This window comes from Stenotrophomonas sp. YJH_SMC_54 (assembly GCF_059368435.1).
Genome location: NZ_JCAFRS010000006.1, coordinates 25,581 through 42,692, shown reverse-complemented (window position 1 = coordinate 42,692; position 17,112 = coordinate 25,581). Strand labels below are relative to the sequence as shown.

Sequence of the window (17,112 nt, the reverse complement as noted above, 5' to 3'; positions counted from 1 at the left end):
CCCTTTCTGCAGGAAAGGGCTCTGACCCCACGGTTGCTGCCATCCACGCATGGCGTGGATCTATTGGAAATGCCGCATCCACGGAGGGGGCGGATCCATCAGTTTGCGGAGACGCTGTAGTAGATCCACGCCATGCGTGGATAGGCGGTGCAAGGCGCCTCACAGACCCTGAAAAAAGCGCTTGACGCCATCCTTGGAATAGGTAAAATTTCGCCTCCCAAGCGGGAATAGCTCAGTTGGTAGAGCGCAACCTTGCCAAGGTTGAGGTCGCGAGTTCGAGTCTCGTTTCCCGCTCCAGATTCAAGAGAAACGCTCCCGCAAGGGAGCGTTTTTCGTTTGCGTGTTCCACGCTTCATCCTCACTTCACCGCCACTCCTTCGCCTCACCACGCGGCAGTTCGAAGCTGCATCTCCGACGCTCCACGGCGATGCCGCAATGCCTCACACTCTCTCCGCCTACGACCACGACGTGGTCATCGTCGGCGCCAGCTTCGCCGGTGCCGCCTGCGCACTGGCTGCCGCCCAGTACGGTCTGCGCGTCTGCGTGCTTGAACGCAAGGCCGACCCCGGCGAGCGCCTGCACACCACCGGCATCGTGGTGAAGGAAGCGATGGAGCAGACCTGGCTGGGGCGCATGCCCGAGCATCTGGTGCAGCGGGTCGCAAACGTGCGCCTGTATGCGCCGAACCTGCGCAACGTGTTGCTGGCCGCGCCGGGCTATTACTTCCTCACCACCGATACGCCGAACCTGATGCGCTGGCTGGCCAGCGAGCTGCGCGCGAATGGTGTCGACCTGCGCCTGCAACGGTCTTTCACCGATGCCCATCGCAGTGGTGATGGCTGGCAGGTGGATGGGGCAGGGCGATGCGCCTATCTGGTTGGTGCTGATGGCGCACGCTCACGCGTGGCCCAGCGCACCGGCCTTGGTCAGGTGCGCGACACCCTCTACGGCGTCGAGCGCGAGTTCGCCGGCCTGCAGGTGGCGCAAGGCAATGCGCTGCATTGCTTTGTCAGCAAGCGCTACGCGCCGGGCTACATCGGCTGGGTCGCACAGAATCCGACCGGGCTGCAGGTGGGATTGGCGCTGCGTCATGACCCGCAACAGGTGCGGCCGCCGGATATCGATGGCTTCCTCGACCACGTGCGCGATGTGGTCGGCATTCCGCCTTCGGCGCGTCCCTCGGCCACCCGCGCCGGCTTGGTCCCGTGCGGCCGGCCGGATGGGCCGTTCACCGGCCAACGCGTGATCCTGACCGGCGACGCGGCAGGCATCGTCTCGCCGCTGTCCGCCGGGGGCATCCACTCCTCGTGGCGGCACGGCTGGGCGGTCGGCGAGGCGATTGCCCGCCATCTGCGTGGGCAAGGGCCGGAAGCGGAACGGGTGGCGCGGCGGGTGGCGCCGGCATTCCATGGCAAGCGCCTGCTGCGCTGGGCGATGGACCATCTGCAGGCCGACTGGCCGCTCAATGCACTGCTGCACACGGCGGCCACGCGGCGCATCGCCGAGCAGGTCTACTTCCACCGCCGTGGCCTGCGAACCTGAGGTATCGGTCCTGGGGGCCTGAACGCCTCCCCGAAATGCAGGCGAAAATTCCTGTTGACGCCGTGCAGCAATATCGACACAATAGCGCTCCTTCGACGCAGGTCGAACGAAATCTGCGGGAATAGCTCAGTTGGTAGAGCGCAACCTTGCCAAGGTTGAGGTCGCGAGTTCGAGTCTCGTTTCCCGCTCCAGATTCAAGAAGAACGCTCCCGCAAGGGGGCGTTTTTCGTTTGTCATGACGTTGGCGGCACGGGGCGCTACAGTCGCGCCATGGCGTCGTCATGGCGGGCGTGATATCGGCGGCCTGGCGGGACGATTCCAGCGTTAGTGTCGCAATCGGAATGGCGGGGCGTATCGGTCGTGGGGATGACCGCAGGGGCGGGGCTCGGGGAAGTTGGCAACAAGACGCAATGGCCCGGATGTCGCACCAGCGTTCCGTGCGTCGCATGCAGTGAAAGGCTGGCGAAAGGCCAACGCCATCGTTGCCTGAACCGCATGCGTGTTGTGACCTTTTTCGGACCAATTCTCCATGTTCGCTCCACAATCGCACGGTAGCCTTCATGCTCCTTCTACACGTTGGCGGGCTGGTGGTCAGGCGTATCACTTCAGTGGCAGTGCCCAGGACCGGGCGCAGACTCTCCCTGCAGGCAGTGCTGCGCCCCGGTGCGTTGTTGGCAACCCTGGCCCTGGCCGGCTGCATGTCGGTGCCCGTCCCGGACCTGCCTGATCGCACACCCAGCGCCTGGACCCAGGTACCGCAGGGCCAGGGCGTGGCGGTGGACGCCAGGCAGTGGTGGAAGGTGCTGGCCGACCCGGCGCTGGATGGCCTGGTCGATCAGGCGGTCGCCGGCAATCTCGACCTGCAGCAGGCCACCTTGCGCCTGCAGGCCGTTCGGATCGTCGCTGGCACGTCCGACTCGCGTTTCCTGCCGGAAATCTCCGCCAGCGCCAAGCAGGTGCAGGACGCCGCCGCTGTCGATACCTACTTCCATGCCGGCATTGAAGCGATCTGGGACCTGGGCCTGTTCGGCGCCGCCGAGAGTGCGCAGCTGAGCGCGCAGGCCTCGGCCGGCAATGCCGAGGCGCTGCGCAATGCCGCGCAGGTAGCGGTGATTGCCGACGTGGTGCGCAGCTATCTGGACCTGACCGTGGCGCAGGCCCAGCAGGACCTGCTGGGCCGGCAGCAGACCGTGGATGACCGTGGCGAACAGTTGGCCCTGGTGCGCCAGCGCCTGCGCCTGGATGAGCCCGGCGAACTTGATCGCCTGCGTGCACGCCAGGCCGCGACCCGCGCCGCCATCGCACAGTCGCGGGAAAACGCGGACAACGCGGCCCGCGCGCTGGCATTGCTGCTGGGCCGCGATGGCCCGGATCCGGCCTGGCGCGCCTATCGCACGCCGCCGACGCTGGGCACGTTCTCGCTGCAGCAGGTCCCCGCCGATCTGCTGCGCCATCGGCCGCAGATCCTGCTGGCCGAGTCGGAAGTGATGCAGGCCGCCGCCAGCAAGGGCTCGGCGCGCGCCGCGATGTACCCGCGGATCAGCCTCGGCGGCTCCATTCTGTATGCCTACAACCTCACCCAGAACGCGCGCTCCAATTCCGACTCCAGTCCGTCGATCGGTCCATACGTCGATATTCCGCTGTGGGACTGGGGCCAACGCCGTGCGCGTTTCCATGCCGATGAGAAGCAACTGGACGCCGCGCTGCTCGGGTATCGCAAGGCCGTGCTGGAAGGCGTGAGCGAAGTGGAAGGTGCGCTGGGCAGCCTTGCACGCCAGGACAGCAGCATCCAGTCGCTGCGCGCGGCCAACGATGCCGCCAACCAGCAGGTCAAGCGCCAGGCGCGGCAGGTGCAGCTGGGCCTGTCCAGCGAGTTCGATGGGCTGGACACGCAACGTGCCGCGCTCGCTTCGCAGGCGGATCTGATCGGTGCGCAGGGCGCACGCGTGCTGGCGTTTGCTTCGCTGTACCGCGCCCTTGGCGGCGCACCGCTGCCGGTCGAGGCTGAGGGCGAACCGCAATGATCGCGCTGGCCCGCAAGACCCTGGCCTATGAGTGGCGCCGGTTCCTGCCGGTGGTGCTGGCGATGTGCTTCGCCGGCGTGCTGCTGATCGTGCAGGCGGCGCTGGTGCTGGGCATCTTCGGTACCGCCGCGATCTATGTGAAGGCATCTTCGGCCGATATCTGGGCCGGTTTCCCCGGCACCCAGAGCGTCAACTACGGCCACGCGATCAGCGCCGATGTGGAAAGCCACCTGCGCATGGATCCGGATGTCACCCGCGTCGAACCTTACGAGTGGGTGGATGGCGAATGGCGCTCCAGCGCGCAGGGTACCGGCAACGTGTCGGTGTATCTGTCCGGCATCTCCACCCGCGACGATGCAATGATGTTCGCGCGCATCCTGCCTGCCGACCTGCGTGCACAGCTGCGCGAACCGGGTGCGGTGATCGTCGACAGCGCCGACCTGGATACGCTGGGCGTGGACCTGCAGAACAACCGTGCCTGGATCAATGGCAAGGCCGTGCGCGTGGTTGCCGCGCAACCGGGCCTGCGTGGCCTTGGTGGCGTCAACGTGCTGGCCTCGCTGGATACTGCGCGTGCCATCGCCGGTACCGACCCACATGAGGGCAGTACCTACTTCGTGGCGGGCCTGCGCTCGCCGGACCTGGCCGATCGTGTGCGTGACCGCTTGTCCGCGTCGATGGGCCGGGCCACGCCGGTCGAGTTCTGGACCGCGCCGGAGTTCGCCAGCCGCTCGCAGCAGTATTGGCTGTTCGATACCGGCGCCGGCATCGCGGTGTTGTTCATGGCCGTCATCGTCTGCTTCGTCGGCGCGGTGATCACCAACCAGTCGTTCGCGTCGGTGGTGGCCGGCTCAGTGCGCGAGTACGCCACGCTCAATGCACTCGGTGCAGGCCGCTATGCGCTGGCACGGGTGGTGTTCGAGCAGGCGTTGCTGATCGGTGGCGTGGGCATGTTGCTGGCGGCGGCCTTCAGCACCGTGGTGCTGTTGATCGCGCAGACCCAGCGCGTTCCGGTGCAGCTGACACCGATGGTGATCCTCGGCTGTGTCGCGCTGGTTGCGGTGATGGCCATGCTCTCCAGCATCATGGCGGTGCGCAGTGTCGTCCGCTCCGATCCATCGTTGCTGCTGCGTTGAGGACCGGCCGATGACTTCCACACGCGCCGTCGCCCCGACCCTGCGGGCCGATGCACTTGAAAAGGGCTTCATGTCCGGCGATGTGCAGGTGCCGGTGCTGCGCGGCCTGTCGCTGGACATCTATCCTGGCGAGCTGACCCTGGTGTCGGGCCCGTCGGGTTGCGGGAAGAGCACGCTGTTGTCGCTGCTGTCCGGCCTGTCCGCGCCCGATGGTGGCCGCGTGCACGCACTTGGCCAGGATGTGGGGCACATGACCCGAAGCGAGGTGGAGCGCTTCCGCCTGCACCATGTCGGTTTCGTGTTCCAGGGCTTCAATCTGTTCCCGGCACTGACTGCGCTGGAGCAGGTGCAGCTGCCGCTGGGCTACCGCGGCATGCGCAATCGCGAAAGCGAACCGCTGGCGCGCAAGGCACTGGAAGAAGTGGGCCTCAGCCACCGCAGCCACATGCGCCCGGCGCAGCTGTCCGGCGGCGAGAAGCAGCGTGTGGCCGTTGCCCGTGCCTTTGCGAAGTCGCCGACGCTGATCTTCGCCGACGAGCCCACCAGCGCGCTGGACGCCGAGAACGGTCAGCGCGTGATCGACATCCTGCATCGCTACGCACGTGCGCATGGCGCCACCGTGCTGTGCGTGAGCCACGATCCGCGCCTGATCCGGCATGCCGATCGGGTGATCGCCATGGAAGACGGCATGGTCCGTGATGACCGCCGCCAGAACGAAACTGTAGAGTCCGCCCCATGACCAAGACGTCGCACCTGCTTCCCCTCAGCCTGGCCCTGTCCGCGGCACTGCTGCTCGGCGCCTGTTCCAGGGACGCGCCTGCGCAGTCGCCTTCGGGCAAGGCCGGTGCAACCGCCGTCGGCAAGGTCGCGGTGGCGCGCGGCATCATCGACGTCGAGGGTGGCCTGATCGCGCTGGCACCGCCGGTGGATGGTTCGATCACCGCCGCACCGGTGAAGGAAGGCGCCACGGTGAAGAAGGGGCAGCTGCTGCTGTCGCTGGATGGTGCCTTGCTGCAGCAGGAGGTGGCGATGGCCAGCGCCGATCTCGCCTTGGCCAATGACCGCCTGAAGGGCAGCCAGGCGCAGCTGCGCGAACTGGAGCGCAACGCTACTCGCCTGTCCACGGGGGCCAGCGAAGGCGTGTCGTCCAATCAGCAGGCCGATGCGGCCAAGCAGCAGCTGGCGGGTGTGCGCGCCGATGTCGACGTGGCCGGTGCGCAGGTCGACCTGGCCCAGCACAAGCTGGAACACGCCAGGCTGAAACTGCAGCAGATGTCGCTGAGCGCGCCGGAAGCCGGCACCGTGGTCGGCCAGGTGCCTGGCCTCGGAGCTTTCGTGCAGGCGGGCAAGCCGGCAATCTCCCTGCTGCCGGCGCGCCCGCTGCAGGTACGTGCCGAACTCAGCGCGGCCTACGCCGATGCCGTGCAGGTCGGCATGAACGCTACCGTCGTTCCGGACAGCGATGGCGCCGAAAACACCAGCACGCTGCCGCCCGCACGCGTGGTACGCATCAGCCCGGTGTTCGCACAGGCACGCCTGCCTGAAGACGCTGGGCGTGGCGTGGCCAAGGTGGTGGAGTGCGTGCTGGAGTTCGATGGCGAGGCCAAGGCGCGCTTCGGCCAGCATGTGCGGGTGGAGTTCCGGAAGTAAGCCTAGTGCTGCGGCGGGGGCGCATCCGCGCGCCCTCGACGCCTGAGCACCCGCCATGCGCTCACCGCCGACACCATGCACAGCGCCAGCAGCAGTCCCACGTCCAGCAGCAGCAACCACAGCAGATGCATGCCGTGTACCGGCGGCTGGTGCATGGCTGACAGCATCCACGGCACCGACCATGCCAGCAGCAGGGCGAAGGCGATCAGCAGGCGCAGCCACAGGCGTTTCAGTCTCCACGGCCGCACGATCAAGGCGGCCACCACCAGTTCGACGGTGCCCAGCAACGCGAACACGATGACAGTGCTGGTCGGGTAGGGCAGTTCGGCGCCCTCCAGGTGATGCAGCAGCCAGTAGTCTGGGGTGAAGCCGGCATTGACCAGTGCGGCGATCAGCGCTAGCCAGGTCAACGCAACCAGCAACCAGAACAGGCGGACGTAGCGTCTAGGCATCGGCGGTGTCCGTGGCGGCAGGCAGGCGCTTGCGTGATGCATACCACGCGGAAATAGCGATCGCGGCCAGTGCCAGCAGGCCGGGCCCGAGGGTGAAGTACAGCAGGCGCAGCGGATGGTTGTGCATCAGTGTCCAACTCGCGAACGCCAGGGGAATCGCCAGCACCAGCAGCTTGGCAAACAGTGGCCGCAGCACCGCGATCAGCGGCTGGGCGCCAATGAACATCCAGAACAGATAGAACTGGGCGATGCCCAGGCCGATGTCACGATGTGAAGCAAAGCCGAAATGGTCGCGATACCAGTTCATTCCCATCGGCATCAGCGCCCAGTACAGCAGGGCCACCAGCAAATGCAGCAGCAGGGCGATCAACAGAGGCGTGCCGCGAAGGAGCATGGGCGAACGGGGCCGGGCGGGGCAGCGTACCCCACTGCGGACGTCCGTGACCGCATGATGTGAAGACTGTTGACGGCGTGAAGGAATTTGGACACAATAGCGCTCCTTCGACGCAGGTCGAACGGAATCTGCGGGAATAGCTCAGTTGGTAGAGCGCAACCTTGCCAAGGTTGAGGTCGCGAGTTCGAGTCTCGTTTCCCGCTCCAGATTCTACAGGGCCCCGGCAGGGGCCTTGTTTTTCTCCCGCCACGGCAAGGCGGGGCACGTTGGGCCACAAGGCTTTACGCGCAGTCAGAAAGGTGAAATCGCTGGTGTGTTTTCCGGATTTCCGGTAGCATGTCGGCTTACGCGGGAATAGCTCAGTTGGTAGAGCGCAACCTTGCCAAGGTTGAGGTCGCGAGTTCGAGTCTCGTTTCCCGCTCCATGTTCCGACAGGCCCCATCTTGGGGTTTTGTCTTGTCAGGGCCCAGTTCCTGGCGCGCAGTACGTTGGCCTCATGGCAGAGTGGCTATGCACCGGATTGCAAATCCGTTTACAGCGGTTCGATTCCGCTTGAGGCCTCCAATTGAAAAGCCCTGACTCCGGTCAGGGCTTTTTGCTTGCCTGGCGTTCGATGCCTTTGTGCAGAATCTCCTGATTCGGCCATGAAATCATCTGTTTGCCACCCGTTGTCGGCAGGTCCTATGAAGCCGAGGAACGAGTATGTACGTCGTCTGGACGTGCTGCTTGATCGCGGCGTGGTGCCGGAGGAGCTAGCCAACACCGAGGCGGCAGCGAAGAATCTGCGACGCGAACACGCCTCTCGATGCCATCAGCGGCTTGGCCGGGGCAAGTGTCGCGGTGGTGTGCAGTCCGACCCGGCGCAGCCGGTGTTGCGGGTTCGGGCCAGCTATCCAGTCAGCCCGTAGCTTTGGCGGGAATCACCTCCTGATCACGTTGTGCAGGAGTACATCGTCCTTGCCGAGAGCCTCCAGATACGTAGCGAACCGCTGCACGATGCGGTGGTGGTCACTGGTGAGCTGCCGGGAAAGGGCGTCACCTGCAAAGTACGCAAGGACGGTGAGGCAGGTCAGCTTTTCGCACAGCAGGTCAGCAGCCCACTGATTCATGTTGCTGCCGTCGGCGCCGAGCGCGGGCGGAACATCCTTGGTGAACGAAGTGAGCAAGCCGCCGTCGACCTCACTATGCCGCTGTTCCCCAAGCCGATTAAGCCAGGTGAGGTCGGCCCAGTCATGCCATTGGACCTGATGGAAGTGGTTGGCGCTGCGGGGAGATGGCATGGGCAGTGCGAGTCGCTGCGCGTTGATGTTGTGATCGATCAACAGGCAGTTGTGATCGAGCACGCCGCAGCCCTCGAAAGGCACTACAACGATGCGAACTGACCTTCGGGATCAATTCGGCGAACTGGTCAGCAGCAATCCTCGATTGCTGGCGACCGTCACCGCGCACAACAGTGATGGCAGCAGCACGCTGACGACGTATGACGGGGTACAGGTGCGGGCTTTCGGCCAGCGGCAGCAAACCATTCCTTACAACGTCTGGGTTCGAGGTGGTCGCCTGATTGAAGCGGCTCCCAACCTTCCAGTGATGGAGGTCACCATCTAAATACTCCTTACAGGAGAAGCGTATGTGCTATTACGCCCGGATCATCGCTGCCTACTGGAATCTGGTCAGGATGACCGGCGCGCGTGGCATTTGTGAGAAAAGCCCTGCTCGTTGAGTGAGCTGGGCTTTGCATCGGTAAATCAAATTTGCTGGACTGGGCCGACATCTATCCTGCCACTGCAGTTGCCGACACATCCACCGCCAAAGTTGGTGCCACCGACGCCAACTCCGCCACCCCCATTCTCGGTGCCGCCTCCGCCAGTCTCCACGCCGCCGCCTTCGTAGATTGGCTCGGGCATAACACCCTCGCGAGGGGTCCGGCCTTCGCCCACCCAATTGGATTCAAAATTCTCGTGATAGACGGTGCAGTGGGTGGGATTGCATATCTGGTACGTTGTTCCAGTCGCCCACGCAAAGAATGGCACATAGTCGATTGGTGCCCGCGAGTCTTTAATGACCTCTAGGGTTCTTGCGTCGGGTACCGGTGATTCGACGTGACAATCGGTGCAGAAGTAGGGGCCGCGTTCGAAAGCGAACGTGCTTGCTGCGAGTGCGATCGCAGCGACGACTATCAGAAGTAGAATGGCCTTGCGGCGGGGGATGCGGAAGAACTTCTTATCTGCAGCATGAGTCATAGAGTTGATTTCCCTTTCGAAGTGCCAAGTTCAGCTGTTCTGCACTTAGCGATTTGTCCAAGGTACTAACTTGTCGAGCTGGCACTATCGACGGATCTGCGAGACGAACTGCTTCAAAGTAAGCTCTGCTTGTAACTCGGTCCTCGTCGACAAGTACACCAGCGTGATAGGCATTCCCAAGCTGTAGGAGTGCGTCCGCACTGCCTTGGTTTGCCATTTCTTGCAGATAGCCGACAGCTGTCTGCTTGTATTCCTTCGTGCGGTCTGGATTGCGAAGCAGCTCCGCTGGTCCTCCAAGGGCGGATTGTGAGTCCGCGGCATAAAGGAGTCGTGCTCCAATGTTCCCCTGCTCTGCTGCAAGCGAGAGCCATCTACTGGAACTCAGTTCATCTTCAGCGGATAGTTCAATGCACGCGGTCGCGACATTCTCGGAAGCGTGAAGTGCGACGCCTCGAGACGCGCGTCGATTGATGTCCTTACACTCATTGAGCTTCTGAAATATTCCGTAGGACGCTGTCGCATCACCAGCTAATGCCAACGGTGAAAGTCTTGAAATGACTTCGTGCACTGTCCCTGGTGGGATTGGTCCATAGTCTTCCACTGCGTACGCGCGTCCGGACAGTTGCCGCACACGAACTAATCTGTTGGCCGCAGACCCTGGTGTGGATCTTGAAGAGACAGGTCGCGAGGCGGAGATCGCGGGCCCTCGAGTGGCGTGCTCCAAAGCGCTGGATGGCTCTGACGATGAGGCGGCTTTGTTTGGCTGTGTACTCGGTGCGGTTGTTCCGTACCAAACTGCCGCTCCTGCCAGCATGGCTAGTACAGCGAGGCTCAGGGCTTTGATCCGTCGACTCATAGCGCTCCTTTGTTGCTGATGAACGTAGTGCGTGTACAGGGGGAGGACATAGATGGCGCTCGATCTGGGGTGTCTCCGAGTGCCAAGTGCTTTACAGACCTCTATTTGTAAACGGCGACGGGCGGAACCACCCCCGGCCAAGGTGCAACTGAAGTTCATTTTTTGTTCACAATAGTGGCTGGCGGGAGCTTTGCGGCATCGGCGACTGGCTCAATTACAGGCCGGGGACTTGGGCGCGCCTTGTCGAATCGTTGACACGATGGCCGGTCGTATCCGTCCGGCCATGCGACCTTCCCTTCCCACGGTTACCAGGGCTTCTGCACTGCGCCCATTCCCTCTGGTTGGGTCCAGACCGGTGAGCGCTGGGCGCTCTGGTAGAACGGTCAGGAGACGGCCGGCGTCACTCCCTTGGGGTGCGCCTGTGGATGGAAGGCCAGAAGATGGGGCAGGTGAAGGGGGCGCGCGGCCAACGTCCGGCAGGCGAAGCGCTATGCGGAACGCTGGTGCGCGGCCCGGCTGTATCCCGAGCTGCCTCTGCGTGAGGCCGTCGCCCGGCTGACCGACAGCACGCCGATCCAGTTGCCCCCGCCACTGCCCGGTCTGCCGCCGACCCGCGAACAGCAGCAACAGGCCCGACGCCTGGCCGAGGCCAGAGCGAAGGAGGTTGAGCGGATCAAGGCAGCACTCGATCGGTTGGGGCGGTTGGGCGGGTGTCGCCTCCGCTCAGGCTATTGATGAGTAAGGATTTGATTGGGATTACAAATCCGTTTACAGCGGTTCGATTCCGCTTGAGGCCTCCAATTGAAAAGCCCTGACTCCGGTCAGGGCTTTTTGTTTTTCTGCGGTCTGGAATGTGCTGTACGAGCGCTATGATCGGGTCTGGGCCTTAGCGGACTTCATGCAGATGACTCCCCGACACATCGTGGAAACCTGGATCGAGCGCTTCAACGCAGGCGATGCTGCTGGCCTGACGGAGCTGTATCACCCCGACGCGATCAATCACCAGGTCACCCAGGACCCGATCAAGGGCCGCGATGCGATCCGTGCCACCTTCGAGCGTGAATTCAGCACTGCTGAAATGGTCTGCATTCCCGAAGTCATCCATGAGGCCGGCAATGTCGCTGCGCTGGAATGGCGCGACCCTCTTGGCCTGCGTGGATGCGGCTTCTTCACGGTTGACGGAGGATTGATCACGTTCCAGCGCGGCTACTGGGACAAACTCTCGTTCCTGAAGATGCACGGTCTTCCGATCGAGTGAGCCGCAAGGCCGGGCGGCATCCGTGCCGCCTTGGTCGTGGCCTGATGGGCTACAGCCTGGCCAGCGCCTGCACCGTGGCCTGCGTCAGCGGCTGGGGCAGAGCATCCCCGGCAAACCAGCCCAGCCCGGTCTGCACGCCCGGCTCCTGGATGGAAGCCTCGGCACCCGCAGGTGCCCGTGCCTCGTAGATAGGCGCGACCCAGTGCTGAGCAAGCGCCGGCTCGAAATGATCGGCCACGCACAGCAGGCGCAGCAGCTGCACTTCCAGGGCGGTCTCCTCGCGGACTTCGCGGACCACGGCAGCCTCCACCGTTTCCATCCAGTCGACTTTGCCGCCGGGCAGGCCCCAATGCCCGCGCTCCGGATCGCGTCCGCGCTGGATCAGCAGGATGCGGCCGTCGGCATCACGGACGACGGCGCCGCATCCAACGCGGGGAATCTGCAGTTCAGTCATGGCGGTGAATGAAGGAGGGACGGTTTTCATTCTTGCATGCGCGCTGCATCAGGCGAACCCGCGCTAGGCTGGGCACTTGTGCATCAACAACCTCGCGGGTGTGTCGCATGGTCATCCGGCAACTTGGCGCTGACGACGCCGACATTCTCTGGCAGGCGCGCTTGCAGGCGCTTCGCGAGTCGCCCGCTGCGTTCCTGTCTACGCTGGCCGAGGCGCAGAATGAGACGGCAGGCGTGATGCGCGCCCAGCTTGCTGATCCCGGCACGCGTTATTTCGGCGCTTTCATCGACGGCAAGCTTGCGGGCTTCCTGCGCTACGTACGCCCGATGCGGATGGCGCGACAGCATACGGCGGAAGTGCACAGTGTCCATGTGGGCACCGGCCACCGTGGCCAGGGTGTCGCCCGCCAGCTTCTTCTTGCTGCGTTTGCATCTGCGCGCGCCGAGGGCATTGAATCGCTCACCCTCACGGTGCTGGAGGACAATGCTGCTGCGCGCGGGCTGTATGAATCGCTGGGTTTCAGCGTACTCGGCAGGGAGCCGCGGGCAGTCAAGCGCGAGGGCAGCTACACGGATATCGTCTCGTACTGGATCACACTGCACTGACAGTGAAACGTTGCCGCGGGCACGGTCATGTTTCCGTGGCACGATGAGGCTGGACACCGGTTCCAGGAAGACAGGGCAATGCACGTTCAGGTATCCAGCAGGGAGCGCGTAGCGCCGCAACACCGTCAGCAGGCGGTGGATCTGCTCCGCCAGGCTTTCCCGGACATGCAGGGCGAGGGCTACGCCATCCCGGGGCCGGTCGCTCTGGTCCTGGCGATGGGAGGTGATCAGGTTGTCGCACATCTTGCGCTGTACGAACGCAACGTACTGCTGGACGGCGAGCCGGAACGCATGGGCTTGATTGGCGGCGTGGTGGTGCGTGCCGACGTTCGCCGGCAGGGCATTGCCTCGCGGTTGATCGAAGCGGCCCATGCAGAGCTGCGCCGGCACGGTATCGATTTCGCCGTGCTGTTCGCCCTGGATCATCGGCACTATGCCTCTGCGGGCTATGTACCGATGCAGAACGAGACCTGCTTCATTGAAGACGGCCACGTACGCAGGTTCGTCTACCGCGGCGGCATGGTGGCCACGCTGGGAGCGCGCCGCTGGACCACGGCCTTGCTCGATCTGCAGGGCGAAACGGTCTGAACGGCGCCAGCGTGCAGTCGCCACCAAACCACCGTATCGTGGCGGTTGTCCAATGAACCAGGGAGCGGTGCAGGATGAAGGGGAAGGTAGTGATGGCGATGATGCTGCTGGGGTGTTTCCCGCTGGCATCGGCCCAGGTCTACAAGTGCAAGGGCGCTTCCGGTGAAACGGTATACAGCCAGAATCCCTGTGCTGCCGGCGCTGAACCCATGAAGCTGCGTTCCAGCCGTTCCTCCACGGAAACGGCGGGGGAGGCATCGAACCGCGCGGCGGTGTACCAGAACACCGAACTGGCCGACGCCGGTATCGCCGAGCGCAACTGCGTGCAGGGCGAGCGCTCGCGCATCTACGGTCCGCTGGAGTCGCGCAGCCAGCAGATCGGTCGGCAGATCGCCGAGTTGAACCGGCAGATGGCCGCGTCGAGCAACAACCTGGCCGGCGCAACCCGTGACTCGGGCATCCGTGCGCAGATTGCCAGCCTGCAGCAATCGTTGAGTGCCGAGCGGATGGCGGCGGATACACAGATGGCGAGTGCGCGCGAACAGTGCGCCTCGACCCGGCGTGAACGCGAGCGCTCGGTGCGCGACAAGTTCAGCAACGTACCCGCGGGTACGCCATGAGTCGTTCCCGCTAGGCGGGAAGGCGCATGGGTGTCTCCGCACGGAAGTTGCGCCCAACCGGCGCGCTCACGCCCAGGTAGTGCCGGAACAGGTAGATCAGCGGTTTCCAGCGCGTCACATCGATGTGCTGGGTGCCGTCCACGGTGATGTCTTCGTGCGCATGCACGCAGCGGATGCGGCCTTCGACGATCACGAAGCCCTGGCCATCATCCTCGCCGGGTGGATGCATCGCCATGACGGTGGCCTCCACCTGCAGCGGGCACTCGGCAATGGCCATCGGAGCAACATGCGTCGACACGACGGCAGTGAATCCGCCCAGTGCGAACTTGTCGCGCACGTGCACGTAGCCCATCGCCTGCTTGGCGGTCGGCACCGGGTTACAGCCGGTTGCCCGCGCGATCGCCTCGACCTGTGCGGCCTGCGCGGATGAGGGGAAGTTCAGCACGCACTCGCTGCGCAGCTGCAGGTTGCGATAGCCCTGGCCCTGCGTACCGAGACCCAGCACTACCCGGTTGCCCAGCGCCCAGAACGAAGAAAGCGGGCTGATGTTGCTGCTGCCGTCGTCATTCAACGTGGTCATCAGCAGCACGGGCGTGCCTGGGTACAGGACCGAAGGGGTGATGCGGCGGCGATGGATCGAAGCGGTCTTCACGGCAGGTCTCGCGGTTGCGGGCGAGCACTGTGCCGCGCAGTCGGCTGCTGACGCTTCGGCCTGCATCGAACTGTTGGCAGATGACGGCATGCCACAATGGGGCATGGTCCACACCTCCGGTTCCCTTGTCAGTGTCGGTGCCCTGGTCGGGGACCAGGCGCGTGCCGCCATGCTGCTGCAGTTGATGGATGGACGGGCCTACACCGCGATGGAGCTGGCGCGCGTGGCCGGGGTAACGCCGCAGACGGCGAGCACGCACCTGCGCAGGCTGGTCGAGGGCGACCTGCTGGTGGCGGTGGCGCAGGGGCGTCATCGCTACCACCGGCTGGCATCGAGCGAGGTGGCAGAGATGCTCGAAGGCATCCTGCGCGTGGCCGACCGTACCCCTTCGTGTACCGCTGCGGCCACGCGCAGCATGCCTGCACTGCGCGAGGCGCGTTCCTGCTATCGGCACCTGGCCGGCGTGCACGCGGTCGCCATCACCGATCGCCTGCTGCAGGCGGGGCATGTACTGCCATGCGAAGGGCATTGGCAGATCAGCGCTGGAGGCGCCGCATTCCTTGCCGGACTGGGCCTGCCGTTGCGCGAGCTCCTGCAGCAGCCGGTGGCGGCCAACCCGGCGCGCTACTGCCGTGGCTGCCTGGACTGCACCGAACGGCGGCCACACCTGGCAGGGCTGGTCGGTGAGGCGATGCTGGATAGTTTCGTGAACAACGATTGGCTGCGGCGCGTCGAGGGCCGGCGCGAACTACGGCTGACGCCACCCGGGCGCGAGGCGTTGTGGCGGCTCTTCAACCTGGCGACCTGAGCGGCGCGGCCAGTCTCAGTCACCCGCGACATGGCAAGGCGTTATGGTCGAGTTCCACGTCTCAGGGAGCTGCAATGGCGAGCAAGGACATCACGGGTCGCTTCGGGCACGGAGCGAATCGGAAATGAGCAAAATCATGGCAGATGTGCGTTGGCTGACCTTTCGGTTGAAGAACGGGCAATCCATCGGGCCGGAGCGGCTGAAGGACGGATGGGTGATAGCCTCGGAAACCGCCCGCTGCGAGGTCCGCCGCGAACATATCGAGGGATCGGGCCTGGTGTATGCCCTGTATGCGCCGGCCAACCTGGCCTCACCGCGGCGCGCGGAAATGCGCATGCGCGAATTCCTGATGAGCTCGGGCTACACCTTCACGATGGGCACGCTGGGCGGCTGATCCCCGCCTGCCGCGGCCACGGGCGCACGGCCAAGACCTGGCCGAGCGCGCCGATCTGACCGCGCGCATCGAACGGCACTGTGCTGGTCGGCCGACACCCGGGTGGCCAAACGGCACCGACATGTCGAAGCCCAGCCACTCGCCTTCGGGCATGCCGAACAGGTGCGCGGTCGGATCGAGGGGAGGCGGCACATGCTGCGCGGGTCCCTGCACCGTAAGCGTTACCAGCGTGGCGGACGCGTTTCGCTACGCGATGGACTCAGCGTTGCACTGTCTTCAAGGCATCGACAACCTGTGCTTCAGAGAAGCCACAATGTCCTTCGCCCACCGATGGCAGTACCCGTGGCGCTGGCCGCGCACCTGCGTGTGCGGCCAACTGCGGATACACCGTCTGCATGTGCGGCACGATGGTCGGGTCGTTGTGGTTGAACTGGATCACCAGCGGGCGCTGCAGTGCGCCGGTCAGCGCCAGCGTCGCGCGCACCCTGGCCTGCGCGGCAGGTACAGCATCGATGCGCCGCACCCCGGCGTTGAATGCGGCGTCATCGCCGAAGCCGCTGTAGACCATGCCCCTGTTGCCGACCGGCATGCCACCGCTGCGTGTGGCCAGCTCGTGCAGGACCAGGGCGTGCAGGCTGATCGTGCCGGCCACTTCATCGGGGGAAACCTGCAGCCGCTGCGCCAGCAACGCGGCATGCGCCGGGTCGCGTTGCAGCGCGGTGACGATGCCCTGGTAAAGCTCGCTCTGGGGCAGCATGGCTGCTTCGCGCGACGCCAACCCGGTGACCGGCAGCCCCTCAGCTTTGGGGAAGAAATAATCGAACGCGACCAGTGTGGTCAGCAGGTCGGCCGCGATCTGTTCGCCACTGAGATTGGCGCCGCACAGCGACACACCACCGGCATAGTGCTGCGGGAAACGCTCGAGGCTGCCAATGGTTACGGCACCACCCATCGAGAAGCCCAGCATCCAGGTGTGTCGCACGCGCTTGAGTTCACCCAGGGCATGCTGTCGCAGGTGTTCCATGTCGGTGATCGCCTCGGCCACCGCCCAGCCTTGGCTGGAATACGCGCTCTGCGCGACGGCGTAGCCCGCGCCCAGCAGTGCTGCGGTGCTGTCACCGGCGGCCATCGGCGTGGTGCGTGGCACGCCCACGGGCTCATAGCCATGGGCCAGCATCACCAGGTCGCCGTTCCAGTCTGCCGGTACATCCAGCCGCCAGGGGGCGCCCTGCAGCTCGCCGCTGAGCGTGCGTGGTTCCGTGGTTGGTGCTGCCAGCGATGCCGTCGAAGCATGCAGCAGGCCAAGGGCGAGGGCACATCGAAGCAAGGGGCGCATCGTGGTCATTCCATGCGGGAATGGCGCAGAGCATAGATGCCAGCGGAATGTTGCGCGCGCTGCACTGCCGCAGGGGATTGCGGGCCGAACAGGCGGCGCTCTA

18 protein-coding genes, 5 tRNA genes and 1 pseudogene are annotated in these 17,112 nt (G+C 64.7%); 18 read left to right on the top strand and 6 right to left on the bottom strand.

The genetic code is table 11. The annotated features are described in order from the left end of the window. The first annotated feature begins 221 nt into the window (after positions 1 to 221). The 7 genes from AC5P5S_RS08805 (at position 222) to AC5P5S_RS08775 (ending at position 6,352) form a co-directional block, all read left to right on the top strand. Positions 222 to 297 (top strand) — tRNA-Gly (locus tag AC5P5S_RS08805). 138 nt (positions 298 to 435) lie between these two features. Beyond that, positions 436 to 1,542, top strand: coding sequence for an NAD(P)/FAD-dependent oxidoreductase (locus AC5P5S_RS08800; RefSeq protein WP_049459966.1), 1,107 nt, complete (start codon positions 436 to 438; stop codon positions 1,540 to 1,542). A 115-nt stretch (positions 1,543 to 1,657) separates the two neighbouring features. After that, a tRNA-Gly gene (locus AC5P5S_RS08795) sits at positions 1,658 to 1,733 on the top strand. 369 nt (positions 1,734 to 2,102) lie between these two features. After that, the gene (locus AC5P5S_RS08790) at positions 2,103 to 3,566 is read left to right on the top strand and encodes an efflux transporter outer membrane subunit (RefSeq protein WP_231336791.1); all 1,464 of its coding nucleotides are present in this window, start codon (positions 2,103 to 2,105) and stop codon (positions 3,564 to 3,566) included. After that, on the top strand, positions 3,563 to 4,702 hold the full coding sequence (locus AC5P5S_RS08785; RefSeq protein WP_033835993.1) for an ABC transporter permease: 1,140 nt from the start codon (positions 3,563 to 3,565) through the stop codon (positions 4,700 to 4,702). Before AC5P5S_RS08790 ends, AC5P5S_RS08785 begins: the two co-directional genes overlap by 4 nt. 10 nt (positions 4,703 to 4,712) lie before the next feature. Beyond that, positions 4,713 to 5,441, top strand: coding sequence for an ABC transporter ATP-binding protein (locus AC5P5S_RS08780; RefSeq protein WP_012479691.1), 729 nt, complete (start codon positions 4,713 to 4,715; stop codon positions 5,439 to 5,441). Next, positions 5,438 to 6,352: an HlyD family secretion protein gene (locus AC5P5S_RS08775; RefSeq protein ID WP_231336792.1), complete on the top strand. Its 915-nt coding sequence runs from the start codon at positions 5,438 to 5,440 to the stop codon at positions 6,350 to 6,352. Before AC5P5S_RS08780 ends, AC5P5S_RS08775 begins: the two co-directional genes overlap by 4 nt. A 2-nt stretch (positions 6,353 to 6,354) precedes the next feature. Here AC5P5S_RS08775 and AC5P5S_RS08770 read toward each other — a convergent pair whose 3' ends face one another. Together AC5P5S_RS08770 and AC5P5S_RS08765 are read right to left on the bottom strand one after the other, a co-directional pair. Beyond that, positions 6,355 to 6,804 (bottom strand): hypothetical protein, encoded by a 450-nt coding sequence (locus AC5P5S_RS08770; RefSeq protein ID WP_005408902.1) that lies wholly within the window; start codon positions 6,802 to 6,804, stop codon positions 6,355 to 6,357. Continuing rightward, entirely contained in the window at positions 6,797 to 7,198 is a 402-nt protein-coding gene (locus AC5P5S_RS08765) for a hypothetical protein (protein ID WP_062606941.1), read from the bottom strand. The genes AC5P5S_RS08770 and AC5P5S_RS08765 overlap by 8 nt, the downstream gene beginning before the upstream one ends. A 130-nt stretch (positions 7,199 to 7,328) precedes the next feature. Between AC5P5S_RS08765 and AC5P5S_RS08760 the strand changes: the two genes are divergently transcribed. The 3 genes from AC5P5S_RS08760 to AC5P5S_RS08750 all read left to right on the top strand — a co-directional run bounded on the left by AC5P5S_RS08760 (position 7,329) and on the right by AC5P5S_RS08750 (position 7,762). Continuing rightward, positions 7,329 to 7,404: transfer RNA gene (locus AC5P5S_RS08760), tRNA-Gly, on the top strand. Positions 7,405 to 7,546: 142 nt separating this feature from the next. Beyond that, positions 7,547 to 7,622 (top strand) — tRNA-Gly (locus AC5P5S_RS08755). Positions 7,623 to 7,688: 66 nt separating this feature from the next. Continuing rightward, positions 7,689 to 7,762, top strand: a tRNA-Cys gene (locus tag AC5P5S_RS08750). Positions 7,763 to 8,118: 356 nt separating this feature from the next. On the opposite strand, the gene AC5P5S_RS08745 is transcribed toward AC5P5S_RS08750, so the two are convergent. Next, on the bottom strand, positions 8,119 to 8,541 hold the full coding sequence (locus tag AC5P5S_RS08745) for a hypothetical protein (RefSeq protein WP_154344331.1): 423 nt from the start codon (positions 8,539 to 8,541) through the stop codon (positions 8,119 to 8,121). A gap of 28 nt (positions 8,542 to 8,569) precedes the next feature. On the opposite strand from AC5P5S_RS08745, the gene AC5P5S_RS08740 reads away from it, so the two are divergent. From AC5P5S_RS08740 to AC5P5S_RS08730, 3 genes and pseudogenes are all read left to right on the top strand, one after another. Continuing rightward, positions 8,570 to 8,803, top strand: coding sequence for a hypothetical protein (locus AC5P5S_RS08740; protein WP_049396383.1), 234 nt, complete (start codon positions 8,570 to 8,572; stop codon positions 8,801 to 8,803). Positions 8,804 to 10,624: 1,821 nt separating this feature from the next. Beyond that, a pseudogene (locus AC5P5S_RS08735) lies at positions 10,625 to 10,984 on the top strand (hypothetical protein); the annotation flags it as partial. Between the two features lie 214 nt (positions 10,985 to 11,198). Beyond that, positions 11,199 to 11,552, top strand: a complete 354-nt coding sequence (locus tag AC5P5S_RS08730) for a nuclear transport factor 2 family protein (protein WP_231336793.1) — start codon at positions 11,199 to 11,201, stop codon at positions 11,550 to 11,552. A 49-nt stretch (positions 11,553 to 11,601) separates the two neighbouring features. On the opposite strand, the gene AC5P5S_RS08725 is transcribed toward AC5P5S_RS08730, so the two are convergent. After that, positions 11,602 to 12,006, bottom strand: a complete 405-nt coding sequence (locus tag AC5P5S_RS08725; protein ID WP_108270455.1) for an NUDIX hydrolase — start codon at positions 12,004 to 12,006, stop codon at positions 11,602 to 11,604. Positions 12,007 to 12,113: 107 nt separating this feature from the next. On the opposite strand from AC5P5S_RS08725, the gene AC5P5S_RS08720 reads away from it, so the two are divergent. From AC5P5S_RS08720 to AC5P5S_RS08710, 3 genes are all read left to right on the top strand, one after another. Continuing rightward, positions 12,114 to 12,611 carry a GNAT family N-acetyltransferase gene (locus tag AC5P5S_RS08720; RefSeq protein WP_231336794.1) on the top strand — a complete coding sequence of 166 codons (498 nt, stop codon included), beginning with the start codon at positions 12,114 to 12,116 and terminating at the stop codon, positions 12,609 to 12,611. A gap of 78 nt (positions 12,612 to 12,689) precedes the next feature. After that, positions 12,690 to 13,199 (top strand): GNAT family N-acetyltransferase, encoded by a 510-nt coding sequence (locus tag AC5P5S_RS08715; protein ID WP_024956603.1) that lies wholly within the window; start codon positions 12,690 to 12,692, stop codon positions 13,197 to 13,199. Between the two features lie 74 nt (positions 13,200 to 13,273). Beyond that, complete coding sequence (locus tag AC5P5S_RS08710; RefSeq protein ID WP_024956604.1) at positions 13,274 to 13,819, top strand: DUF4124 domain-containing protein; 546 nt, start codon at positions 13,274 to 13,276, stop codon at positions 13,817 to 13,819. Positions 13,820 to 13,829: 10 nt separating this feature from the next. Here AC5P5S_RS08710 and AC5P5S_RS08705 read toward each other — a convergent pair whose 3' ends face one another. Continuing rightward, on the bottom strand, positions 13,830 to 14,471 hold the full coding sequence (locus AC5P5S_RS08705) for a flavin reductase family protein (RefSeq protein ID WP_032966564.1): 642 nt from the start codon (positions 14,469 to 14,471) through the stop codon (positions 13,830 to 13,832). Positions 14,472 to 14,574: 103 nt separating this feature from the next. Here AC5P5S_RS08705 and AC5P5S_RS08700 point away from each other — a divergent pair, with 103 nt between their 5' ends. Continuing rightward, positions 14,575 to 15,279 (top strand): ArsR/SmtB family transcription factor, encoded by a 705-nt coding sequence (locus tag AC5P5S_RS08700; RefSeq protein ID WP_059033950.1) that lies wholly within the window; start codon positions 14,575 to 14,577, stop codon positions 15,277 to 15,279. A gap of 124 nt (positions 15,280 to 15,403) precedes the next feature. Next, positions 15,404 to 15,673: a hypothetical protein gene (locus tag AC5P5S_RS08695; RefSeq protein ID WP_005408911.1), complete on the top strand. Its 270-nt coding sequence runs from the start codon at positions 15,404 to 15,406 to the stop codon at positions 15,671 to 15,673. Between the two features lie 259 nt (positions 15,674 to 15,932). On the opposite strand, the gene AC5P5S_RS08690 is transcribed toward AC5P5S_RS08695, so the two are convergent. Further along, the gene (locus tag AC5P5S_RS08690) at positions 15,933 to 17,009 is read right to left on the bottom strand and encodes an alpha/beta hydrolase family protein (RefSeq protein ID WP_099473635.1); all 1,077 of its coding nucleotides are present in this window, start codon (positions 17,007 to 17,009) and stop codon (positions 15,933 to 15,935) included. Positions 17,010 to 17,112 lie beyond the last annotated feature (103 nt).